Consider the following 17,690-nt stretch of genomic DNA (forward strand, 5'->3'; position numbering starts at 1 on the left):
AGCGCATCGCCGGGCAAAACACCGCAGAGCGGACATCCCGCCCGAAGGGTCCCGAACTCCCTTACGTCGTCGGACGATGCTGCGCTGGCTCGCCGTCGGCACGGTCTTCGCGGCGGTCGCCGGCGAGGAGGCGCTGCGGCGCTCCCTGGGCGGCCGCTCCGAGCCCGTCGCCGCCGTGGAGGGCCCCACCCCGGGCCCGGGGGCGGACAGCCCGGGTGCGGGGCACCAGCACGGCGCCCCGTCGCCCTCGGGGGCGCCCGGGGGGAGCGCCGCGCCCGCAGGCACTCCCGAGGGCGCCGCCGCGCCCGCCCCCGCGCCCGCCCCCGACCAGGGCGGCCGGCACTGGTCCGACCCGGCCGGCTGGGGCGGCAGGGTGCCCGGCCCGCAGAGCGCCGTCCGGATCACCGACCGGGTCCTGCTCGACACCGACGCCACCGTCGGCTCGCTGCTGGTCGAGCCCGGCGGCGCGCTCACCTTCGCCGCCGACCGCAGCCTCACCCTCGCCGCGAACGGCAACGTCGAGATCCGCGGCACCCTCGCGCTCGCCCCCGACGGCGCCGCCGTGCACACCGTGCGGTTCCCCGCCGTCGACGAGCGGCGCTTCCGGGGCGACGGCATGAAGGTGGTCGACACCGACGTCGGCCTCTGGGTCACGGGCGCCGGGTACCTGCGGCTGGACGGCGCCGCCAAGACCGCCTGGGTGCGCGCCGCCCGGGCGCTCGCCGCCGGCGACACCACCGTCACCCTGGCCGCGCCGCCCACCGGTTGGCTGCCCGGCGACGAACTGGCCGTCACCCCGACCGGCCCGCCGGACGAGGACGGCTTCTCCACCCGCTACGACCTCGCCGTCGTCCGGTCCGTCAGCGGATCCACCGTCACCCTGGAGGCGCCCCTGAGGTACGCGCACCCCCGGGTGAGCGCCGGAGGGGGCGTCACGGTCGGCGCCGAGGTGCTCAACCTGACCCGCAGCGTCCGGGTCGAGGGCACCGCCGAGGGCCGCGCCCACGTCCACCTCACCAGCTCCCGCCGGGCCGATGTGCGGCACGCGGCGCTGCGCTGGCTCGGCCCGCGCACCGACACCGCGGAGACCTGGAAGGGCCCGGACGGCAGCGCCCCGGTCACCGCGCCGGTGCTCGGCCGGTACGGGCTGCACTTCCACATGCTCGGCGACACCACCCGGGGCACCGTCGTCGAGGGCGTGGTGGTGCGCGACGCGGGGAGCCACGCCTTCGTCCCGCACGCCAGCCACGGCATCACCTTCCGCAGCTGCATCAGCCACGACACCTGGGAGGACGCCTACTGGTGGGACGGCCCGACGGACACCCGCACCCCGCAGCAGCCGTCCGACGACATCGCCTACGAGTCCTGCGTCGCCTCCCGCACGCTGCTGGAGCCCAACCCGCGGGCCTACCGGCTGACCGGCTTCAACCTCGGTGCCGGCACCGGCGGCAGGGCGGTGGACTGCGTGGCGGTCGGCGTCCAGGGGGCCGACGGCGCCTCCGGCTTCGAGTGGCCGGAGAACAGCGAGGGGGTCTGGGACTTCCGGCGCTGCCTGGCCCACAACAACCTGCGGGACGGCATCTTCGTCTGGCTGAACGCCCAGCGGCACCACGTGGTCACCGAGTTCGCGGCCTACCACAACGGCGGGTGGGGCATCGAGCACGGCGCCTACCTCAACGACTTCGACTACACCGCGAGCGTGCTGTACGGCAACGGCGGCGGGGGAGTGGAGCTGCACTCGCTCGGCCGGGACAAGGGCACCCTCTTCGACGGGCTGTTGATCGACGCCGCCGGGCAGAGCGACTTCGCCGTCTCCACCGCGCGGCACGAACTCGCCGGGGAGGCCGTCACCTTCAGCCGCAGCCGGTTCACCGGCCACCGCCGGGCCGGGATCGCCTTCCGGGCCACCCCGGACGGCAAGCCGGACGACATCCTCGTCCTGGACTGCGAGTTCGGCGGCAACGAGCTCTGGATCGATCCGGAGGCCGCGCCGCCCAAGAACATCCTGCTGCGCCGCGCGGGGCAGACCGAGGTGCTCCAGATCCGCAAGGCGGACGGCGACGGCGCGCAGCCGCAGTGGAACGCGACCGGGGTGCCCGTGGCGGCCTTCGCCGCGCAGTCCCGGGCGGTGCAGCTGCCGGCGCTGCGGCTGGGGGACGCCGCGGCGGCCACCGGCCGGGTGGGCGGGCGGTCCTGAGGCCGGTGCGGGTGCGGCGCCGGGCGGGCCCGGGCCCACGCGTCGAGGGCCCGGAGCGGGTGCGCTCCGGGCCCTTCGGCGTCGGCGGTCCGCTACTCGGCGGCGGCCTCGCCGGCGTGCCCTCCGGCGGCCTGCTCGGCGGCGGCCGCCTCGGTGTACGCCTCCGGCGCGACGGCCGGCAGCACGGCCAGGTAGGTGGAGGCGATCAGCTGGCCCACCGTCGGGTAGGCGCCGAGCGGCGCGGCGCTCGGGCAGCCGGTCTCCTCGGCGGCCGTGGCGAGCAGCTCGGAGTCCGCCTCCGGGCCGATCACCAGCGGTGCCAGCGCCGGGCGCTGGGAGCCGGTCTCCTTGAGGTGCGCGACGGCGGCGGCCACCGAGCCGGGCACGTCGAGCGCGGCGGGGACGACCGGCACCGCGAGGCGGGCGGCCAGCAGCACGCCGGTGATCCCGGCCGCCGCGGCGGCCTCCTCGCCACCGACCGTGGTGAGGACGACGCCGTCCGCGGCCGTCGCGATGGCGAACAGCCGGGCGCGGTCGGCCCGGGCCAGCCCGGCCTCGGAGAGCCGGACGTGGACGGCCTCGGCGAGCAGCGGGTGCGGGCCGAGGACGTCGGTGACGTGGGCGCCGTACTCGGCGGCCAGCGCGTGCAGTTCGGACAGGAAGCCGTGCGGGCCGGGGACCAGCGGCACCACGACCGGGGCGGGCAGGCCCGCCTCGGCGGCGTGCGCCAGCAGGTCGGCGACGGTGAACTCGTCACTGCCGGGCTCGCTCTCGCCCGCGACGCCGAGGTAGCCGGCCGCGGTCTGCACGCCGTTCTGCTCGCTGCGTACGATCGAGAGCAGTTCCTCGACGACGGAACGGGACTCCGGCCCGGCGGTCGCGGGCACCGCGAGCACCAGGGCCGGGGAGCCGGCCGGGATCTCGGGGCGCTCGGGGCGGCGGTGGCGCCCCCGCGCACGGGAGCCTGGGGTGCGGACGGGCAGTGGCGCGCCCGGGATGGCTGCGGTGCTCATGGCGGAGATCGTAGGACATCGGCCCGCCAAGGCTGCAGTCGGCTGCCGTACCGGGAGGGGCGGGCCGCCCGAAAACCGGACATACCGTGACCAATCCCTGTGTGACCACCACTTCTCCCTGGGACGTGACAGGAGGTGCGGCACGTTGCAGCGGTGGCGCGTGAGATGTCTCACAGCATGCGGACGGCCTGACGGAGCGTCACGGCGGTGCGACTCCGGGCGTTCGAAGATCAACATTCAGCGGGCGACCGCCTACGGGCGGTTATCGGAGTCTTCCCGATTCAGTCGGCTATGTCCGCTTACGTTCCACCAGGTGTCGAGGCGGTGAAGAGTTCCGATTTGTCGACGAAAGCCCCGTGCACCTGCAACGTCCCGTGCTGATGCACGTGCACTGGAGCTATCATCGCGTCAAGTGAGGCGTTGTGCCGGGCCGGTACGGGGCCGGTCCAGTCGTTCGGCTGAGGGCCGGGGCGCCGAGCTGGACGACCACTCCGGAGCTCTTCGGGAGATTTCTATGCACGACAGGTACGACACGTACAACGGGATGGCGGCTGCGGACCTCAAGGACGTGGTCTGGCAGAAGAGCCTGCACAGCAACTCTCAGGGCAACTGCGTCGAGTTCGCTGCCCTCCCGGGGGGCGACGTGGCGATGCGCAACTCACGCTTTCCCGACGGTCCGGCACTGATCTACACCCGGGCCGAGATCGCGGCGCTGCTGCTGGGCGCCAAGGACGGGGAGTTCGACCACCTGGCGGTCTGACCGTTCGTCCTCTTCACCATCGGGGGGCCGTCGTGGGTGCTGACACCACGACGGCCTTTGTCTTCTCCGGCCGTCCGCCCCGTGGTGGGCGCCGCTGCGCGGGTCCTGCCGTGCTGGCCGTCGCCGGGGGAGGCCGTCGTCGGACGGCCGGGTGCCGCGTGACCGGCTGCCGCGGACCGGGCCGCCGCGGGGAGCGGTGGCTGCCGCGTGACCGGGTGCCGCATGGGTGCGGCGGGGGTGTGCGGGGCGTCGGGTCGGGGGTGGCGCGGTCCTGCCCGGTGCCGCGGGCCACGACTAGGCCGAGCGGCGATGCCGCCCGCCGAGCTCCGGAAGCGCGGTCGCCTCGGCCTCGAACAGGGCCCAGACCACCTTGCCGCCCCCCAGTGGGTGCCAGCCCCAGGACCGGCTGAAGGAGTCCACCAGGTGCAGTCCGCGACCCGACTCGGCGACGAAGTCCGCCTCCCGGGCCACCGGTCCGGTGCTGCTGGGGTCGCTGACCGCGCAGACCACCTGCGGTGCGCGGTGCACCAGGCTTATTCGGATCGGCAGCCGTCCCTCGGGCGCGGGCTGGGTGGGAAAGTCGTAGTCGTCGAGCGCGCCGCCCGTCGCGCCGGGGCACGCACCGATCGCGTGCCGCAGGGCGTTGGTCACCAGTTCCGAGGCCACCAGCGCGACATCGTCGAACAGCTCGCCCAGCCCCCAGCGCTGAAGAGCGGTCCTGGCGAAGTCGCGCGCGGTTCTGACGGCTTCGTAGCGAGGGGCGAGCGTACAGGTGACCACATGGGGATCGACTGCCAAAGCCGTACCGGTGCTCATGAAGAGCTCCTCCCATAAGGGGGCGGACACGGCTGGACCCGCCGGGGTCATGCCGGTCACCTCCGACTCGCTAGGCCGCGCGGCCGCCCCCTCGACCAGGCGCGCGCGCACACGAACGCCCGGTGGCGCGAGGGCGCTGCCGGGCTGGTGCGCGGAGTCGCGCGTGGGGTCGACGCGGAGCCCGCGGGATTGCCAGGGATGTGCAGGTGCACGTGCACCATGGTCCTCTGCGCTCACTGCAGATGCAAGAGTCGATTCACGTGCAGTCGTACAAATGGCATATGCAAGCGCCGAATGCACGTGCATCCTGGTGTGTGGGGTGCAGAACTGATAGGAACATCCGTCAGTATCGGCACCGTGAGCGCTCAACTGATGGCAGACTGTGCGCTGTTTGCCCTAGGTGGAGGTTTCGACCGCATGACCACAGTTCAGCCGGGCGGCGGCTCGATGGTCCGCCGGATCCTCCTCGGCTCCCAGCTGCGCCGGCTCCGCGAGGCGCGCGGCATCACCCGCGAGGACGCGGGCTATGCGATCCGTGCCTCCGAGTCCAAGATCAGCCGCATGGAGCTCGGCCGCGTCAGCTTCAAGGAGCGTGACGTCGCCGATCTGCTCAGCCTCTACGGCGTGGACGACGGCGGCGAGCGCGAGGCACTGCTCGGCCTCGTCCGGGAGGCCAACAAGTCCGGCTGGTGGCACAGTTTCAACGATGTGCTGCCGGGCTGGTTCCAGACCTATGTCGGCCTGGAGGAGGCCGCCGCACTGATCCGCACCTACGAGGTCCAGTTCATCCCCGGCCTGTTGCAGTCCGAGGAGTACGCACGGGCGGTTTTCGGCCAGAGTCGTCCGGTGATCAGCGAGGACGAGGTCGAGCGGCGGGTCAGCCTCCGGCTGCGCCGTCAGAAGCTGCTCACCGAGGGCAGCAGCCCCCGGCTCTGGGCCGTCATCGACGAGGCCGCGCTGCGCCGGCCGGTCGGCGGCCCCAAGGTGATGCGCGGTCAGGTCCAGTACCTGATCGACATCGCCGAGCAGGCCAACGTGGTGATCCAGGTGATGCCGTTCCGCTTCGGCGCACACGCCGGGGAGTCCGGGGCGTTCACCATCCTGCGCTTCCCCGAGCAGGACCTCGCCGACGTGGTCTACCTGGAGCAGCTCACCAGTGCGCTCTACCTCGACAAGCGCGACGACGTCGACGCGTACATCCAGGTCATGGAGCGGCTCTGCGTCGACAGCCTGACGCCGGAGCGCACCATCGACCTGCTGGCGTCGATCCTGAAGGAGCGCTGACCCCGCCCGACCGCTCCACCGAACGGCCGCCGGCCGCCGCGTTCACCCGCGGGCCGGCGGCCGTTCGCGCTCCGGCGGCAGCGGCTGCGGCGGGAGGCCGAGGCGCCACTCCAGGTCGTAGCGGCCGAACAGGTCGGCCCGGATCAGCGCCAGCGGCAGCTCGGCGCCCGGCAGCAGCACCCCGATGCAGCCGCCCATCAGCGCGCTGCGCAGCACCGCGTGCTCGGCGAGCGGGTCGGGCGCGCCCCAGTCGCGCAGCAGCCCCTGGAGGATCGCGCCGAGCTGCCGCTGCTCCGGGTCCTGGACGAACGCGCCGGTGTCCGGGTCCAGGATCAGCGCCAGGTGCGAGCGCATCACCCGGGGGTGGTCCATCGCCAGCCCCAGCACCGTGTCTATCGCGCGGGCCAGCCGGGCCTCCGGCGAGGAGCCGCGCCCCAGCTCGTCCAGCGCGGTGGACAGCGCCTGGTGCATCATCCGGTGGGTCGCCGACTGCATGAGCAGCCGTTTGCCGTCGAAGTAGTAGGAGAGCAGGCCGCGGGCGAGCCCGGCCCGCTCGGCGATGTCGGTCAGCGTGGTGCCCGCGTAGCCGTGCTCGTCGACGAGTTCGACGGTGGCGCGCATGATGCGCCGGCGGGAGCGTTGACGCATTTCCTCATTGACCGAATCCCCGCGAGGTGCCATCGTGTCTGCTCCGTACGTTCGTTGGCTCGTGGCCAATATACTGGCGGCGCGAGCGGCCGATCCGTGGACCCCGCACTTCGGCGGGCCTGCGGGGATCGGCTCGTACGGAGGCGCCGGCTCCACCGACACGGGGGTTTGGTGGAGCCGGCGCGCGCCCGATGACGAGGGGGCGGGTCCGGGCTGGTGGGGTCAGCTCCTGGTCAGGATCTCGTCCCGCCGGTCGGCCAGGTCGACGGACGGATAATCATAGTCCGGGACGGGCACGGCAGTTGCCTTCTTCCGCCGGTCCAGCACGGCGCCCACGGTGGCGATCAGGAAGCCCAGCACCGCGATCGCGGTGACGAGGACCAGGGCGGGCCGGTAGCCGTCCAACTGGGCCTGGGCGCTGTCCCCGCCGGCACTGCCCGCGGTGATCATCGCGGTGGCCCCGGCGAGCACCACCGCCGTGCCGACCTGGATCGCGGTGTTGACCAGCCCGGAGGCCAGGCCCTGCTCCTTGTCGGCCACGCCGTCGGTGGCGGCGATGTTCACCGAGGGGAAGGCCAGGGCGAAGCCGACGCCCAGCAGGATCATCGACGGCAGGACCAGGGTGACGTATGAACTGTGCTCGTCCAGCCGCAGGAACAGCGCGAACGCGGCGGCCAGGGCGAGCAGGCCGATCGGCAGCAGCCGGCCGGTGCCGAACCGGTCCACGATCGGGCCCATGAACGGGGCCGACAGGGCGATGAAGGCGCCGGCCGGGAGCAGTCCGAGCGCCATCTGCAGGGCCGACCAGCCGAGCAGGTGCTGCAGGTAGAGCGTGACCACGAACTGGAAGCCGCCGTAGGCGCCGGTCATGGTGAAGGCGATCACGTTGGCCCGGGCGACCGAGCCGTTGCGGAAGATGCCGAGCCGGACCAGCGGGTGCGCGGTGCGGCTCTCGATCACGAGGAAGGCGGCGGCCAGGGCGGCGACCACGGCGAGCGAGCCGAGGGTGCGCAGGCTCAGCCAGCCGGCGCCCTGCGCCTCGGTGACGGTGAACACCAGCAGCAGCACGGTGAGCGTGCCGGTGATCGCGCCGAGTACGTCGTACCCGCCCTTGGCCCGCTCCTCGGTGGGGCGGGGGAGCAGCCGGATCGCGAAGAGCAGGGCCAGCAGGGCGACCGGGACGGGCATCAGGAAGGTCCAGCGCCAGCCGACCGAGGTGAGCAGACCGCTGAGCACCAGGCCGAGCGAGAAGCCACTGGCGCCGCAGGTGGTGTAGATCGACAGCGCCCGGTTGCGGGCCGGGCCCTCGGCGAAGGTGGTGGTGATGATCGACAGGCCGGCGGGTGCGGTGAAGGCCGCGCTGACGCCCTTGAGGAAGCGGGCGGCGATCAGCAGGCCGCCGTCGTCGACCAGGCCGCCGAGCAGCGAGGCGCCCGCGAACACGCCGAGGGCGACCAGGAAGACCCGGCGGCGGCCGAGCAGGTCGGCGGCGCGCCCGCCGAGCAGCAGCAGGCCGCCGTAGCCGAGGACGTAGCCGGAGACCACCCATTGCAGAGCGGAGGTGGAGAGGTGGAGCTCGGAGCCGATGGACGGAAGGGCGACGCCGACCATGGAGACGTCCAGGGCGTCCAGGAACATCGCGGCGCAGAGCACGATCAAGGTGCCCCAGAGGCGGGGACTCCAGCTCAGCCCGCTGGTTGAAGGGTCGTCAGTTGCGGTGACGGTCGCGGTGGTCATGGGGAGGACACTACATGCACGTGCATTCAATGCAAGTGAATTAAATGCGAACGCATAAGTTTCACGTGCACGTGGTACTGTGGCGACGTGGCTGAACTCGACTCCCCGGCGGAGGCAGGTCTGGTCGCCGAATGGCGCGACCTGCTGGCTCGCCATGCCGCGACGACCTGCGCGCTCGATCGCGAGCTGGGGGAGAAGCACGATCTGGGCGTGAGCGAGTTCGAGGTGCTGGAGCGCCTGGTCGAGGAGCGTGACAGCGCCGTCGGCCATCAGCTGCGGGTCCAGGAGTTGGCCGACACCGTCCATCTGAGCCAGAGCGCGCTCTCGCGCCTGATCGGCCGGCTGGAGAAGGCCGGGCTGGTGACGCGGGCGATGTGCCCCAACGACCGGCGCGGCATCCAGGTGGCGCTCACCGAGGCCGGCTGTCGCCGCTACGCCGAGGCCCGGCCGCTGCACCGCGAGGTGCTTGCCCGGACGCTGGGTGCCGTTGGTGCCGTTGGTGCCGTTGGTGGCGGCAGTGTCGGTGGTTCCGGCGGCGAGAGGCCGGCGTCGGCCTGTCGGTTCGACTGACGGACCGTCAACGACCCTGCGGGGTGGGGTCGGTGTGAACTGACCGTGCGTCAGCGATGCTCCGGGGCGGGGGCCGGCCGGGAGCAGGGCGCGGCCGGGATCAGAACAGCGTCGAGAGCCCCGGTGCGGCGGCCAGCAGGACGACGACGGCGGGCGCGGCGAGCGCGGCCAGGGTGAGCTGCAGCCGGTGGGCGACGGGCAGTCGGGGCCGCCCGGCGAGCAGTCGGTCCACCCGCTTCGGGGACTGCGCCAGCCCGGGCGGGCAGGAGCCGAACACCCCGCGGCTCAGGTTGAGTTCGGCCAGTGCCACGGCGGTGGTGTGCCGCCCGTGCCGGCGCGCCGCCCGGTCGTCCGCCGCCAGCTCCACGAGCTCGCCGACCTGGTCCCGGAAGGCGCTGAACACCCCGACCCCGGGGAAGCCCGAGGCGAGCGCCTGCGAACACTGCGAGAGCCAGTGGTGCCGGGCCCGCACGTGTCCGCGCTCGTGGCTCAGCACGGCCGCCAACTCCCGGTCGGTCAGCTGCTGGAGAGCCCCGGTGGTGACCACCAGCCGGGAGCGGTGACCGGGCAGCGACCAGGCCTCCGGGCGGACGTTCTCCAGCACCACCAGCCGCTCCCGGCGGTGCTTCAGGGTGTCGATGGAATCCGGCAACTCGGGAGCCCGGCTCGCCAGTTGGGCATGCCGCCGGTTGCGCAGCGCCTTCGCCGAGCGGACCTCGCGGGTCAGGGCCAGCACGGTCTGCAGGGCGCCCGCCGCCAGGATCGCGGCACAGAGCCGCCCCCAGCCCTCGGCCTCCTGGAGCGCGTACGCGGCCTCCACACCGTGCGGCGCGCCGGTGAAGATCAGCTCCCGCAGTGCCGGCAGGGCGGCCGAGGCGGCCAGTACCAGGCTCAGCGCGCAGCACAGCAGGACCGCGACCACCAGGCACTGCCAGACCAGCAGGGCCAGCACGGGTTCGCGCTCGGCCCAGCGGGCCCGGGCCAGCAGCCGGGGCGCCCCGGTCGAGAGCAGCAGTCCGAGCAGCAGCAGGCCGAGCAGGGCCGTCATGGCATGGGCTCCCCGAGTACGCACGGAACGCGACAGCGCGCTCCCCGCCAACCTAAGCGCTGGCGGCGCCCGGTGGAACGGCTTTCGGCCACCCAGTGACCAACGCCACGCGCGGGCCCGCGCGGACGGGTCTCACATCGTCAGGAGCATGGCGAACATGCCGACGCCCATCGCCATCCGGCAGGCCCGGGGCAGCCCCGCGGTGCGGGCGCTCCCGGTGACCACGCCGCCCGGTGCGGCCAGCAGCCGGGTACCGGCCCAGAGCGAGTAGCCGCCGAAGTAGAGCAGCAGCGCGCCGGTCAGTAGCGGGGCGCCCGCGCTCGCGGCGTGGTGGTGGCCGTGCGCGGGCGCGGCGGCCATCGCCAGCGCCATGTACGTCATCGCCAGCCCGCCGAGCGCGTGGTGCAGCCGGTGCGCCCGCCCGGTCCGGCCGCGCACCGCCGCCAGCAGGAACGCCACCGCCGGCACCCCGAACAGCCAGGCCCAGAGCGCGGCGGGGACGGCGGCCCCGGTGAGGGCCATCGCCGCCATCCCGAGCCCCATCAACGCCTCGGCGGCGTCCGACTCGTAGGCGTGCAGGCGCCCCGCCCCGGCGTCCGCCGCGCAGGGCGTGCGGCCCAGGCGGCTGAGGCAGTAGGCGCCGGACGTGGCGGTGAGGGCGGCCAGCAGCCAGCTGACCAGGACTGGTCCGTGCAACGGCGGCCTCCCGGAGAGCGGGGACGGGCGTACTGTCCACGATCACCGCTCGGGGCCGCGCGCAGCAGGGCGCGAACGGGGGCGCACGGGAGTGCCCGGCGTAGTGAAGCCTCGGGAGGGCACTCCCGTTGCCCAGGAGGCGCTACTCCGTTCGAGTGAGGCTCCCCCGTTCGAGGGGCGGCTCGGCCCGCCGTCGGCGGCCCCGCGGTCCCGCGGTCCCGCGGGCCGCAGGGCCGAACCGCCCCTGCGGCCGAGCCGCCGCTACCGGCCGAGCCGCCCGGAGGCGACGACCCGGCTCAGGAACTGCCTGGTCAGGGCGTGCTGCGGATCGCCGAACACCTGCTCCGGCGGGCCCTGTTCGAGCACCACCCCGGCCTCCAGGAAGCAGACCTGGTCCGCCACCTCGCGGGCGAAGCCCATCTCATGGGTGGAGACGACCATCGTCATGCCCTGCTCCTTGAGGTCCCGCACCACCGCGAGCACCTCGCCGACCAGCACCGGGTCGAGCGCGGCGGTGATCTCGTCGAGCAGCAGCAGCCGCGGCCCGGTGGCCAGCGCGCGGACGATGGCGACGCGCTGCTGCTGCCCGCCGGAGAGCCGGTCCGGGTACTCCCGGGCCTTGGCCGCGAGCCCGAGCCGGTCCAGCAGCTCCAGCGCCCCCGCCTCGGCCTCGGCCCGGGTCCGGCCGTGCACCCGGCGCGGGGCCAGCGTGACGTTCTCCAGCACCGTCATGTGCGGGAACAGGTTGTACGCCTGGAACACCACGCCGATCCGGCGCCGGACGGCGTCCTCGTCGGTGCGCGGATCGGTGATCTCCTCGCCGTCCAGGAAGATCGCACCGTCGTCGATCCGCTCCAGCAGGTTGGCGCACCGCATCAGGGTGGACTTGCCGGAGCCGGACGCGCCGATCAGTGCCGTCACGGAGTGCTCGGGCACGGCGAGGTCCACGTCGCGCAGGACCAGCTGGGAGCCGAAGCTCTTGCGCACCGACTCCAGCCGCAGGACCGGGTCGCTCGTCGCCGGGGCGTTCGTCGCCTGGTCGGTCATTGCCGGGCCGGTCGCCGGGCCGGTCGTCTCCGGGTCGGTCGTCACACCGCACCTCCCTGGTGCTGACGGCGGTTCATCCGGCGGGTCAGCCAGTCGGTGAACCGGGTGAGCGGGACGGTCAGCACGATGAAGACCAGCCCGGCCACCACGTACGGGGTGTAGTTGAACGACCGGCTGGCGATGATCTTCGCCGCGTACACCGCGTCGATCGCCCCGCCGATCGACACCAGACCGGTGTCCTTCTGCAGGCTGACCAGGTTGTTCAGCAGCGGCGGCACCACCCGGCGCACCGCCTGCGGCAGCACCACGTACCGCATCGCCTGCGCGTTGCTCAGCCCCAGCGAACGGGCGGCCGCCCGCTGGCTCGGGTGCACCGAATCGATGCCGGCCCGGAAGACCTCGGAGACGTACGCGGAGTACGTCAGCACCAGCGCGGCGCCGCCGAGCAGCATCGGATCGGTGGTCACACCGGTCAGCCGCAGTGCCGGTACGCCGGTGATCATGACCAGCAGGCAGATGATCATCGGCAGGCCGAGGAAGAAGTCCACGTACGCCGTGGCCAGCAGTCGCACCGGCAGGAACACCGGCCCGCGCAGCGTCCGCAGCACCGCGAGCAGCAGGCCGAGGACCAGGATCAGCACTCCGCAGCCGAACATCAGCTCCAGGTTGATCCGCAGGCCCTTCAGCACCTCCGGCAGCGCCCGGCGGGCGTAGTCCGCGTTGAAGAAGGCCTTCCGGGTGGCCTCCCAGCCGGGGGAGTTCACCACCAGCAGGTAGAGCGCGACGGCCGTCGCCAGGGTCGACACCCCGGCGATCAGCGCGGAGCGGCGGCTGCGGCTGCGCCGGTACGCCTCGTGCGCCAGCCGCCGCGCGGACGGGCGGTAGCCGTCGTCCGGCCCCTGCGGCCGAGGGTCCGTCCGCGGGTTCCGGCGCAGGCCCTTGCGGAGACTGCCGCCGCCGACCCGGCCGCCGCCCTCGCCGCCCGCCTCGCCGCCCGCCTCGCGGCCGTCCTCGCGGCCGTCCTTGCGCAGCCCGGCCGCCCCGGCCTCGGCGCTCATCGGGGCCTCGCTCACTTCAGGACGGGTGCCGAGACGGCGTCGGAGAGCCACTGCTGCTCCAGCTTCGCCAGCGCGCCGCCGGCCCGCAGGGCGTCCACCGCCTGCGTGACGCAACCGGTGAGCCGGGAGCCCTTGTCCAGCACCAGCCCGAACTGCTCGCCCTGCGCCGCCCCCTCGAACTGCCCGACCACCTGGGCGTCCGTCACCTCGGCGCCGGTGATGTAGAAGGCCGTCGGGAGGTCCACCACCAGCGCCTCGATCTGGCCGTTCTTCAGCGCGGCCTTCGCCAGGTCGTTGGAGTCGAAGACGGCGGGCTGCACGGTCGGCCTGATGGTGTTGGTGACGACGTCCAGGCTGGTGGTGCCGACCTGCGCGCCCAGCTTGGCGCCCTTGAGGTCGGCGATGCTCTTGGCCCCGGCCGCCTTGGAGCTCTTCAGCGCGATCACCGCCTGCCGCACGTCGTAGTAGCCGGAGGAGAAGTCGACCGCCTGCTTGCGCTCGTCACTGATCGACACCTGGTTGATGTCGAAGTCGAAGTCCTTGGCACCCGGGGTGGTCGCCTTGCCGAAGGGCGCGACCACCCAGGTCACCTTCTCCTTCGGGTAGCCGAGCTTCTCGGCCACCGCGTACGCCACCGCCGACTCGAAGCCCTTGCCGTTCTCCGGCTTGTCCTCCGTGAACCACGGGTCGTAGGCGGGCTTGTCGGTGCCGATCGTCAGCGTCCCCGCGGTACGGGTGGCCAGCGCGCCCGGCGCGCAGCCGCCGGCCGTTCCCGACGCGCTCACGGCGGCGCCCGCGTCGGACGCGGAGTCCTGCGGGGCGCACGCGGTCAGCGCGGCGGCGGCGACCAGCAGGGCGGCGAACGGCTTGCGGAGGGTGGTCATGACAGGGCTCCAGGGAGAGGACCGGAAAGAGCGGGGAGTGGAGGGCACGGGGCGCGGGCCGGGCCGGACCCGGACCGCGCCCCGGCGGGTCACTTCCCCCCGGTGGCGGCGCCGGAACACAGGCGGCATGGTCGGCGTACGGGGCCGCGTCCGCGGCGCCCCCCGAGCCGGATCAGCAGCAGCGGCAGAGACCGCGCGCACAACAGCAGGAAGACACCCGGAGCAGGTCGATGTGGCGTCGCGCCACCAGGATCACCGCCGGGAGCATGGCGGGAGGTTCGCATCCCCACGGTGCAGCTGTCCAGAACATCCAGACACCCGTCCACATGTCGGACATCCGGCGCCGCACCCCCGCGCCGGGAGAATCGACGGCAGGCCCCCCCTTGAACAGGAGAACCTGTCGTACTTATGGTGGTCCCGTTGAAATACCTCCTGTCGAAGTGAGTCCACGATGCAGAATCTTTCGCCAAGGCTCGCTGTGGCGGCCGACGCCCCGGCCTCGAACCACGCCGGCCACCCGGCCTGGCTCCGTCTGAAGGACGCGATCGAGGCCCTGCGCCCGCTGCAGTCCAAGGACGGTTCGATCGACCTGTCCGCCGTCCAGCGGCACACGGTCGACCCGCTGGTCGCCACCGTGCGCGGCGCCATCGCGGAACTCGCCCCGCTCTTCCCGCACGACGCCGCCTACCTCGCCGCCGTCGACACGGACCTGGCCAAGTGGGCCGACACCGGTTACCGGGAGCCCGACTTCCTGGACTCGCTGCTCGCCTTCCAGCCCGCCGACCAGCGTGAGGACGGCCTGGAGCACCTGGTCGTCTTCGCGATGTACACCCAGAACGGCAACCCGAACCGCAACCTGGAAGCCGTCCTGCTGCGCGTGGTCTGGCCGGACTGGCTGGCCGAGCTGGAGCGCACCCGCTTCGACAACCCGATGTTCGTGCCGATCACCTTCACCGACTTCACGGCCGGCTACGACACCAACTCCGCCGTCCTCTTCCCCGAGACCGTGGCCGTGCGCAAGGCGCCGGAGCGCTTCACCTGGGGCGGCATCTTCTGCGACCGCGAGGCCGCCCGCTTCCGCGCCGTCACCACCAGCGCCGTCCGGCAGCTCGGCCTGGAGATCCCGGCCGACGCCGAGGGCCTGCTGGAGGACCAGGAGCGCGCCCAGCAGACCTTCGTCCTGTGGGACCTCGTCCACGACCGCACCCACAGCCACGGCGACCTGCCGTTCGACCCCTTCATGATCAAGCAGCGCAGCCCGTTCTGGATGTACGGCCTGGAGGAGCTCCGCTGCGACCTCACCGCCTTCAAGGAGGCCGTGAAGCTGCAGGCCGAGGGCTACCCCCAGGGTCGCGACGTCCAGTACGCCATCCTCTTCGACCGGATGTTCCGCTTCCCGGTCAGCGGTGACCGGGTGCGCAACTACGACGGCATGGGCGGCCAGCTGCTCTTCGCCTACCTGCACAAGCACGACGCGCTGCGCTGGCGCGACAACCGCCTGAGCATCGACTGGGACCGCGTCGCCGACGTGACCAACGCGCTCTGCGGCGAGATCGAGACCCTGTACCGCGACGGCATCGACCGCCCGAAGACGGCGCACTGGATCGCCGCCTACCAGCTGGTCTCCCGCTACCTCACCCCGCACCCCGCCTCCACCTGGGCGAAGGGCCCCGACGCGCTGCCGCTGGACACCGCTGACGGCAAGGCGCTCAACAAGGCCCTGTGCGACGCCGTCCACCCGGACGAGTTCCCGCTGAGCATGTTCTACGAAGCCCTCGCCAAGAAGCTCGGCGGCGTCATCGCCGCCACCACCGGCATCACCGGCGCCGGCATCCAGGAGGTCGCCGCGTGAGCACCCACCTCGAAGGCAAGGTCATCGCCGTCGCCGGAGCCAGTGGCCCGGCCGGCCAGGCCGTCCTGCGCCGCCTCGCCGCCGACGGCGCCACCGTGATCGGCGCCGACATCGACCCGCAGCGGCTGGAGAAGGCCCTCGACACCGTGCGCTCGGCCGTCCCCGGCGCGCGGATCAGCGGCCAGGTCATCGACCTGCTCGACCCGCAGGAGGTCCACGACTGGGCCGACCACCTGGAGGCCGAGCACGGCCACGTCGACGGCCTGCTGCACCTGGTCGGCGGCTGGCGCGGCAGCAAGAAGTTCTTCGACACCCGGATCGACGACTGGGACTTCCTGCACGACACCGTGGTGCGCACGCTCCAGCACACCTCGCTCGCCTTCCAGCCCGCGCTGGTCCGCAGCGAGTCCGGCCGGTACGCGATGATCTCCGCCTCGGCCGCCCACAAGCCGACCGCCGGCGGCGCCGCCTACGCGGCCGCCAAGGCCGCCACCGAGGCCTGGACGCTCGCCATGGCGGACTCCTTCAAGAAGGAGACGACCGCCGAGGACGGCGAGCCGACCGCCGCAGCTGCGATCCTGGTGATCAAGGCGCTGGTCAGCCCCGAGATGCGGGCCGAGAAGCCGGACGCGAAGTTCACCGGCTTCACGGACACTGCCGACCTCGCCACCGCCCTCGCGGGCCTCTGGGACCGCCCCGCAGCAGAACTGAACGGACAGCACCTGTGGCTGACAGCCAAGTGACCGGCACCACCTCGACCGACGCGGTTCGGCGGCACGACCCCGCCGTCCGCGGCTTCGCCAGCGACAACTACGCCGGCGTGCACCCGGAGGTCCTCGCCGCGATAGCCCTCGCCAACGGCGGCCACCAGGTCGCCTACGGCGAGGACGACTACACCGCCCACCTGCAGGACGTCTTCCGCCGCCACTTCGGCGAGAAGGCCGAGGCGTACCCCGTCTTCAACGGCACCGGCGCCAACGTCGTCGCCCTGCAGGCGCTGCTCCCGCGCTGGGGCGCGGTGGTCGCGGCCGAGAGCGCCCACATCAACGTGGACGAGGGCGGCGCGCCGGAGAAGATGGGCGGCATCAAGCTGCTCACCGTCCCCACCCCGGACGGCAAGCTCACCCCCGAGCTGATCGACCAGCAGGCCTGGGGCTTCGGCGACGAGCACCGCGCGCAGCCGCTCGCGGTCTCGATCACCCAGAGCACCGAGCTCGGCACCCTCTACACGGTGGACGAGATCCGGGCCATCGTGGACCACGCCCACCAGCTCGGCATGCTGGTGCACGTGGACGGCTCGCGCCTCGCCAATGCCGCGGCCTCGCTCGGCGTGCCGCTGCGCGCCTTCACCACGGACGTCGGCGTGGACGTGCTCTCGTACGGCGGGACGAAGAACGGCCTGCTCTTCGGCGAGGTCGTGGTGGTCCTGAACCCCGAGCGGGTCCGGAACATCAAGTACCTGCGCAAGACCTCGATGCAGCTCGCGTCGAAGATGCGGTTCGTGTCGGTCCAGTTCGAGGCGCTGCTCGCGGGTGACCTCTATCTGCGCAACGCCGGCCACGCCAACGCCATGGCCAGCCGGCTGGAGGCGGCGGTCCGCGGGATCGAGGGCGTGACGGTCGTCCGCCCGGTCCAGGCCAACGCGGTCTTCGCGATTCTCCCGCGCGAGGTCAGCGAGCGACTGCAGAAGCGTTACCGCTTCTACTTCTGGAACGAGCACACCGGCGAGGTCCGCTGGATGTGTTCGTACGACACCACCGAGGCGGACATCGACGCGTTCGCGGCGGCCATCGCCGAGGAGATGGGCCGCGCCTGACGGCACCGGTGACAGTGGATCGTCCCGTCCTGCGACAGCAGGGCGGGACGATTTGCATGTGGCGGGCCGGTCCCCGTACAGTTCCGGAGTCGCACCGACAGGGGCGGCGGAATGCGAATCCGATGAATGAAACTCCGGAAAACGGAGCGGAAAACATCTGATAAGCTTCAAACACGAAAGAACGAAGCGCCCGGAGGGCCCGCTGGAAGGCGGTCCGAAGGAAGTGTCCGTTCCTTGAGAACTCAACAGCGTGCCAAAAGTCAA

17 protein-coding genes are annotated in these 17,690 nt (G+C 72.7%); 7 read left to right on the forward strand and 10 right to left on the reverse strand.

Annotated features, from left to right (window positions below):
- Window positions 1-76: 76 nt before the first annotated feature.
- Window positions 77-2,197 (forward strand): hypothetical protein, encoded by a 2,121-nt coding sequence (locus ACWDRR_RS35860; protein ID WP_449776451.1) that lies wholly within the window; start codon window positions 77-79, stop codon window positions 2,195-2,197.
- Between the two features lie 92 nt (window positions 2,198-2,289).
- On the opposite strand, the gene ACWDRR_RS35865 is transcribed toward ACWDRR_RS35860, so the two are convergent.
- Complete coding sequence (locus ACWDRR_RS35865) at window positions 2,290-3,210, reverse strand: hypothetical protein (RefSeq protein WP_449776452.1); 921 nt, start codon at window positions 3,208-3,210, stop codon at window positions 2,290-2,292.
- A 514-nt stretch (window positions 3,211-3,724) separates the two neighbouring features.
- Between ACWDRR_RS35865 and ACWDRR_RS35870 the strand changes: the two genes are divergently transcribed.
- The gene (locus tag ACWDRR_RS35870) at window positions 3,725-3,970 is read left to right on the forward strand and encodes a DUF397 domain-containing protein (protein WP_329490764.1); all 246 of its coding nucleotides are present in this window, start codon (window positions 3,725-3,727) and stop codon (window positions 3,968-3,970) included.
- Window positions 3,971-4,264: 294 nt separating this feature from the next.
- On the opposite strand, the gene ACWDRR_RS35875 is transcribed toward ACWDRR_RS35870, so the two are convergent.
- Window positions 4,265-4,786, reverse strand: coding sequence for an ATP-binding protein (locus ACWDRR_RS35875; RefSeq protein WP_449776453.1), 522 nt, complete (start codon window positions 4,784-4,786; stop codon window positions 4,265-4,267).
- 417 nt (window positions 4,787-5,203) lie between these two features.
- Between ACWDRR_RS35875 and ACWDRR_RS35880 the strand changes: the two genes are divergently transcribed.
- On the forward strand, window positions 5,204-6,070 hold the full coding sequence (locus tag ACWDRR_RS35880; protein WP_360641711.1) for a helix-turn-helix domain-containing protein: 867 nt from the start codon (window positions 5,204-5,206) through the stop codon (window positions 6,068-6,070).
- A 42-nt stretch (window positions 6,071-6,112) separates the two neighbouring features.
- Here ACWDRR_RS35880 and ACWDRR_RS35885 read toward each other — a convergent pair whose 3' ends face one another.
- Window positions 6,113-6,718, reverse strand: a complete 606-nt coding sequence (locus ACWDRR_RS35885; protein ID WP_449776454.1) for a TetR/AcrR family transcriptional regulator — start codon at window positions 6,716-6,718, stop codon at window positions 6,113-6,115.
- A 222-nt stretch (window positions 6,719-6,940) separates the two neighbouring features.
- Window positions 6,941-8,455 carry an MFS transporter gene (locus ACWDRR_RS35890; RefSeq protein ID WP_449776455.1) on the reverse strand — a complete coding sequence of 505 codons (1,515 nt, stop codon included), beginning with the start codon at window positions 8,453-8,455 and terminating at the stop codon, window positions 6,941-6,943.
- 87 nt (window positions 8,456-8,542) lie between these two features.
- Here ACWDRR_RS35890 and ACWDRR_RS35895 point away from each other — a divergent pair, with 87 nt between their 5' ends.
- A complete protein-coding gene (locus tag ACWDRR_RS35895) occupies window positions 8,543-9,025 on the forward strand; it encodes a MarR family winged helix-turn-helix transcriptional regulator (protein ID WP_449776456.1) in 483 nt (160 codons plus the stop codon).
- 100 nt (window positions 9,026-9,125) lie between these two features.
- Here ACWDRR_RS35895 and ACWDRR_RS35900 read toward each other — a convergent pair whose 3' ends face one another.
- From ACWDRR_RS35900 to ACWDRR_RS35925, 6 genes are all read right to left on the reverse strand, one after another.
- Window positions 9,126-10,073, reverse strand: coding sequence for a M56 family metallopeptidase (locus ACWDRR_RS35900; RefSeq protein WP_449776457.1), 948 nt, complete (start codon window positions 10,071-10,073; stop codon window positions 9,126-9,128).
- 132 nt (window positions 10,074-10,205) lie between these two features.
- A complete protein-coding gene (locus ACWDRR_RS35905; RefSeq protein WP_449776458.1) occupies window positions 10,206-10,769 on the reverse strand; it encodes a DUF5134 domain-containing protein in 564 nt (187 codons plus the stop codon).
- A 261-nt stretch (window positions 10,770-11,030) separates the two neighbouring features.
- Window positions 11,031-11,816, reverse strand: a complete 786-nt coding sequence (locus ACWDRR_RS35910; protein ID WP_449776469.1) for an amino acid ABC transporter ATP-binding protein — start codon at window positions 11,814-11,816, stop codon at window positions 11,031-11,033.
- Between the two features lie 41 nt (window positions 11,817-11,857).
- Complete coding sequence (locus tag ACWDRR_RS35915; protein WP_449776459.1) at window positions 11,858-12,889, reverse strand: amino acid ABC transporter permease; 1,032 nt, start codon at window positions 12,887-12,889, stop codon at window positions 11,858-11,860.
- Complete coding sequence (locus tag ACWDRR_RS35920; RefSeq protein WP_449776460.1) at window positions 12,886-13,758, reverse strand: ABC transporter substrate-binding protein; 873 nt, start codon at window positions 13,756-13,758, stop codon at window positions 12,886-12,888. Before ACWDRR_RS35920 ends, ACWDRR_RS35915 begins: the two co-directional genes overlap by 4 nt.
- Window positions 13,759-13,930: 172 nt before the next feature.
- Window positions 13,931-14,095 (reverse strand): putative leader peptide, encoded by a 165-nt coding sequence (locus tag ACWDRR_RS35925; RefSeq protein WP_449776461.1) that lies wholly within the window; start codon window positions 14,093-14,095, stop codon window positions 13,931-13,933.
- 114 nt (window positions 14,096-14,209) lie between these two features.
- Here ACWDRR_RS35925 and ACWDRR_RS35930 point away from each other — a divergent pair, with 114 nt between their 5' ends.
- Genes ACWDRR_RS35930 through ACWDRR_RS35940 form a run of 3 tightly spaced genes read left to right on the forward strand, consistent with a single transcriptional unit; the run spans window position 14,210 to window position 17,426 of the window.
- Window positions 14,210-15,610 (forward strand): DUF6421 family protein, encoded by a 1,401-nt coding sequence (locus ACWDRR_RS35930; protein ID WP_449776462.1) that lies wholly within the window; start codon window positions 14,210-14,212, stop codon window positions 15,608-15,610.
- Window positions 15,607-16,353: an SDR family NAD(P)-dependent oxidoreductase gene (locus ACWDRR_RS35935; RefSeq protein WP_449776463.1), complete on the forward strand. Its 747-nt coding sequence runs from the start codon at window positions 15,607-15,609 to the stop codon at window positions 16,351-16,353. Before ACWDRR_RS35930 ends, ACWDRR_RS35935 begins: the two co-directional genes overlap by 4 nt.
- Entirely contained in the window at window positions 16,335-17,426 is a 1,092-nt protein-coding gene (locus tag ACWDRR_RS35940; RefSeq protein WP_449776464.1) for a threonine aldolase family protein, read from the forward strand. The genes ACWDRR_RS35935 and ACWDRR_RS35940 overlap by 19 nt, the downstream gene beginning before the upstream one ends.
- The last annotated feature ends 264 nt before the right edge of the window (window positions 17,427-17,690 follow it).

This window comes from Kitasatospora sp. NPDC003701 (assembly GCF_053587085.1).

Coding starts and splice junctions, on each gene's coding strand:
- ACWDRR_RS35860 (WP_449776451.1), top strand. CDS start 77: ATGCTGCGCTGGCTCGCCGTCGGCACGGTCTTCGCGGCGGTCGCCGGC.
- ACWDRR_RS35865 (WP_449776452.1), bottom strand. CDS start 3,210: ATGAGCACCGCAGCCATCCCGGGCGCGCCACTGCCCGTCCGCACCCCA.
- ACWDRR_RS35870 (WP_329490764.1), top strand. CDS start 3,725: ATGCACGACAGGTACGACACGTACAACGGGATGGCGGCTGCGGACCTC.
- ACWDRR_RS35875 (WP_449776453.1), bottom strand. CDS start 4,786: ATGAGCACCGGTACGGCTTTGGCAGTCGATCCCCATGTGGTCACCTGT.
- ACWDRR_RS35880 (WP_360641711.1), top strand. CDS start 5,204: ATGACCACAGTTCAGCCGGGCGGCGGCTCGATGGTCCGCCGGATCCTC.
- ACWDRR_RS35885 (WP_449776454.1), bottom strand. CDS start 6,718: ATGCGTCAACGCTCCCGCCGGCGCATCATGCGCGCCACCGTCGAACTC.
- ACWDRR_RS35890 (WP_449776455.1), bottom strand. CDS start 8,455: ATGACCACCGCGACCGTCACCGCAACTGACGACCCTTCAACCAGCGGG.
- ACWDRR_RS35900 (WP_449776457.1), bottom strand. CDS start 10,073: ATGACGGCCCTGCTCGGCCTGCTGCTGCTCGGACTGCTGCTCTCGACC.
- ACWDRR_RS35910 (WP_449776469.1), bottom strand. CDS start 11,816: ATGACCGACCAGGCGACGAACGCCCCGGCGACGAGCGACCCGGTCCTG.
- ACWDRR_RS35920 (WP_449776460.1), bottom strand. CDS start 13,758: ATGACCACCCTCCGCAAGCCGTTCGCCGCCCTGCTGGTCGCCGCCGCC.
- ACWDRR_RS35925 (WP_449776461.1), bottom strand. CDS start 14,095: ATGTCCGACATGTGGACGGGTGTCTGGATGTTCTGGACAGCTGCACCG.
- ACWDRR_RS35930 (WP_449776462.1), top strand. CDS start 14,210: ATGCAGAATCTTTCGCCAAGGCTCGCTGTGGCGGCCGACGCCCCGGCC.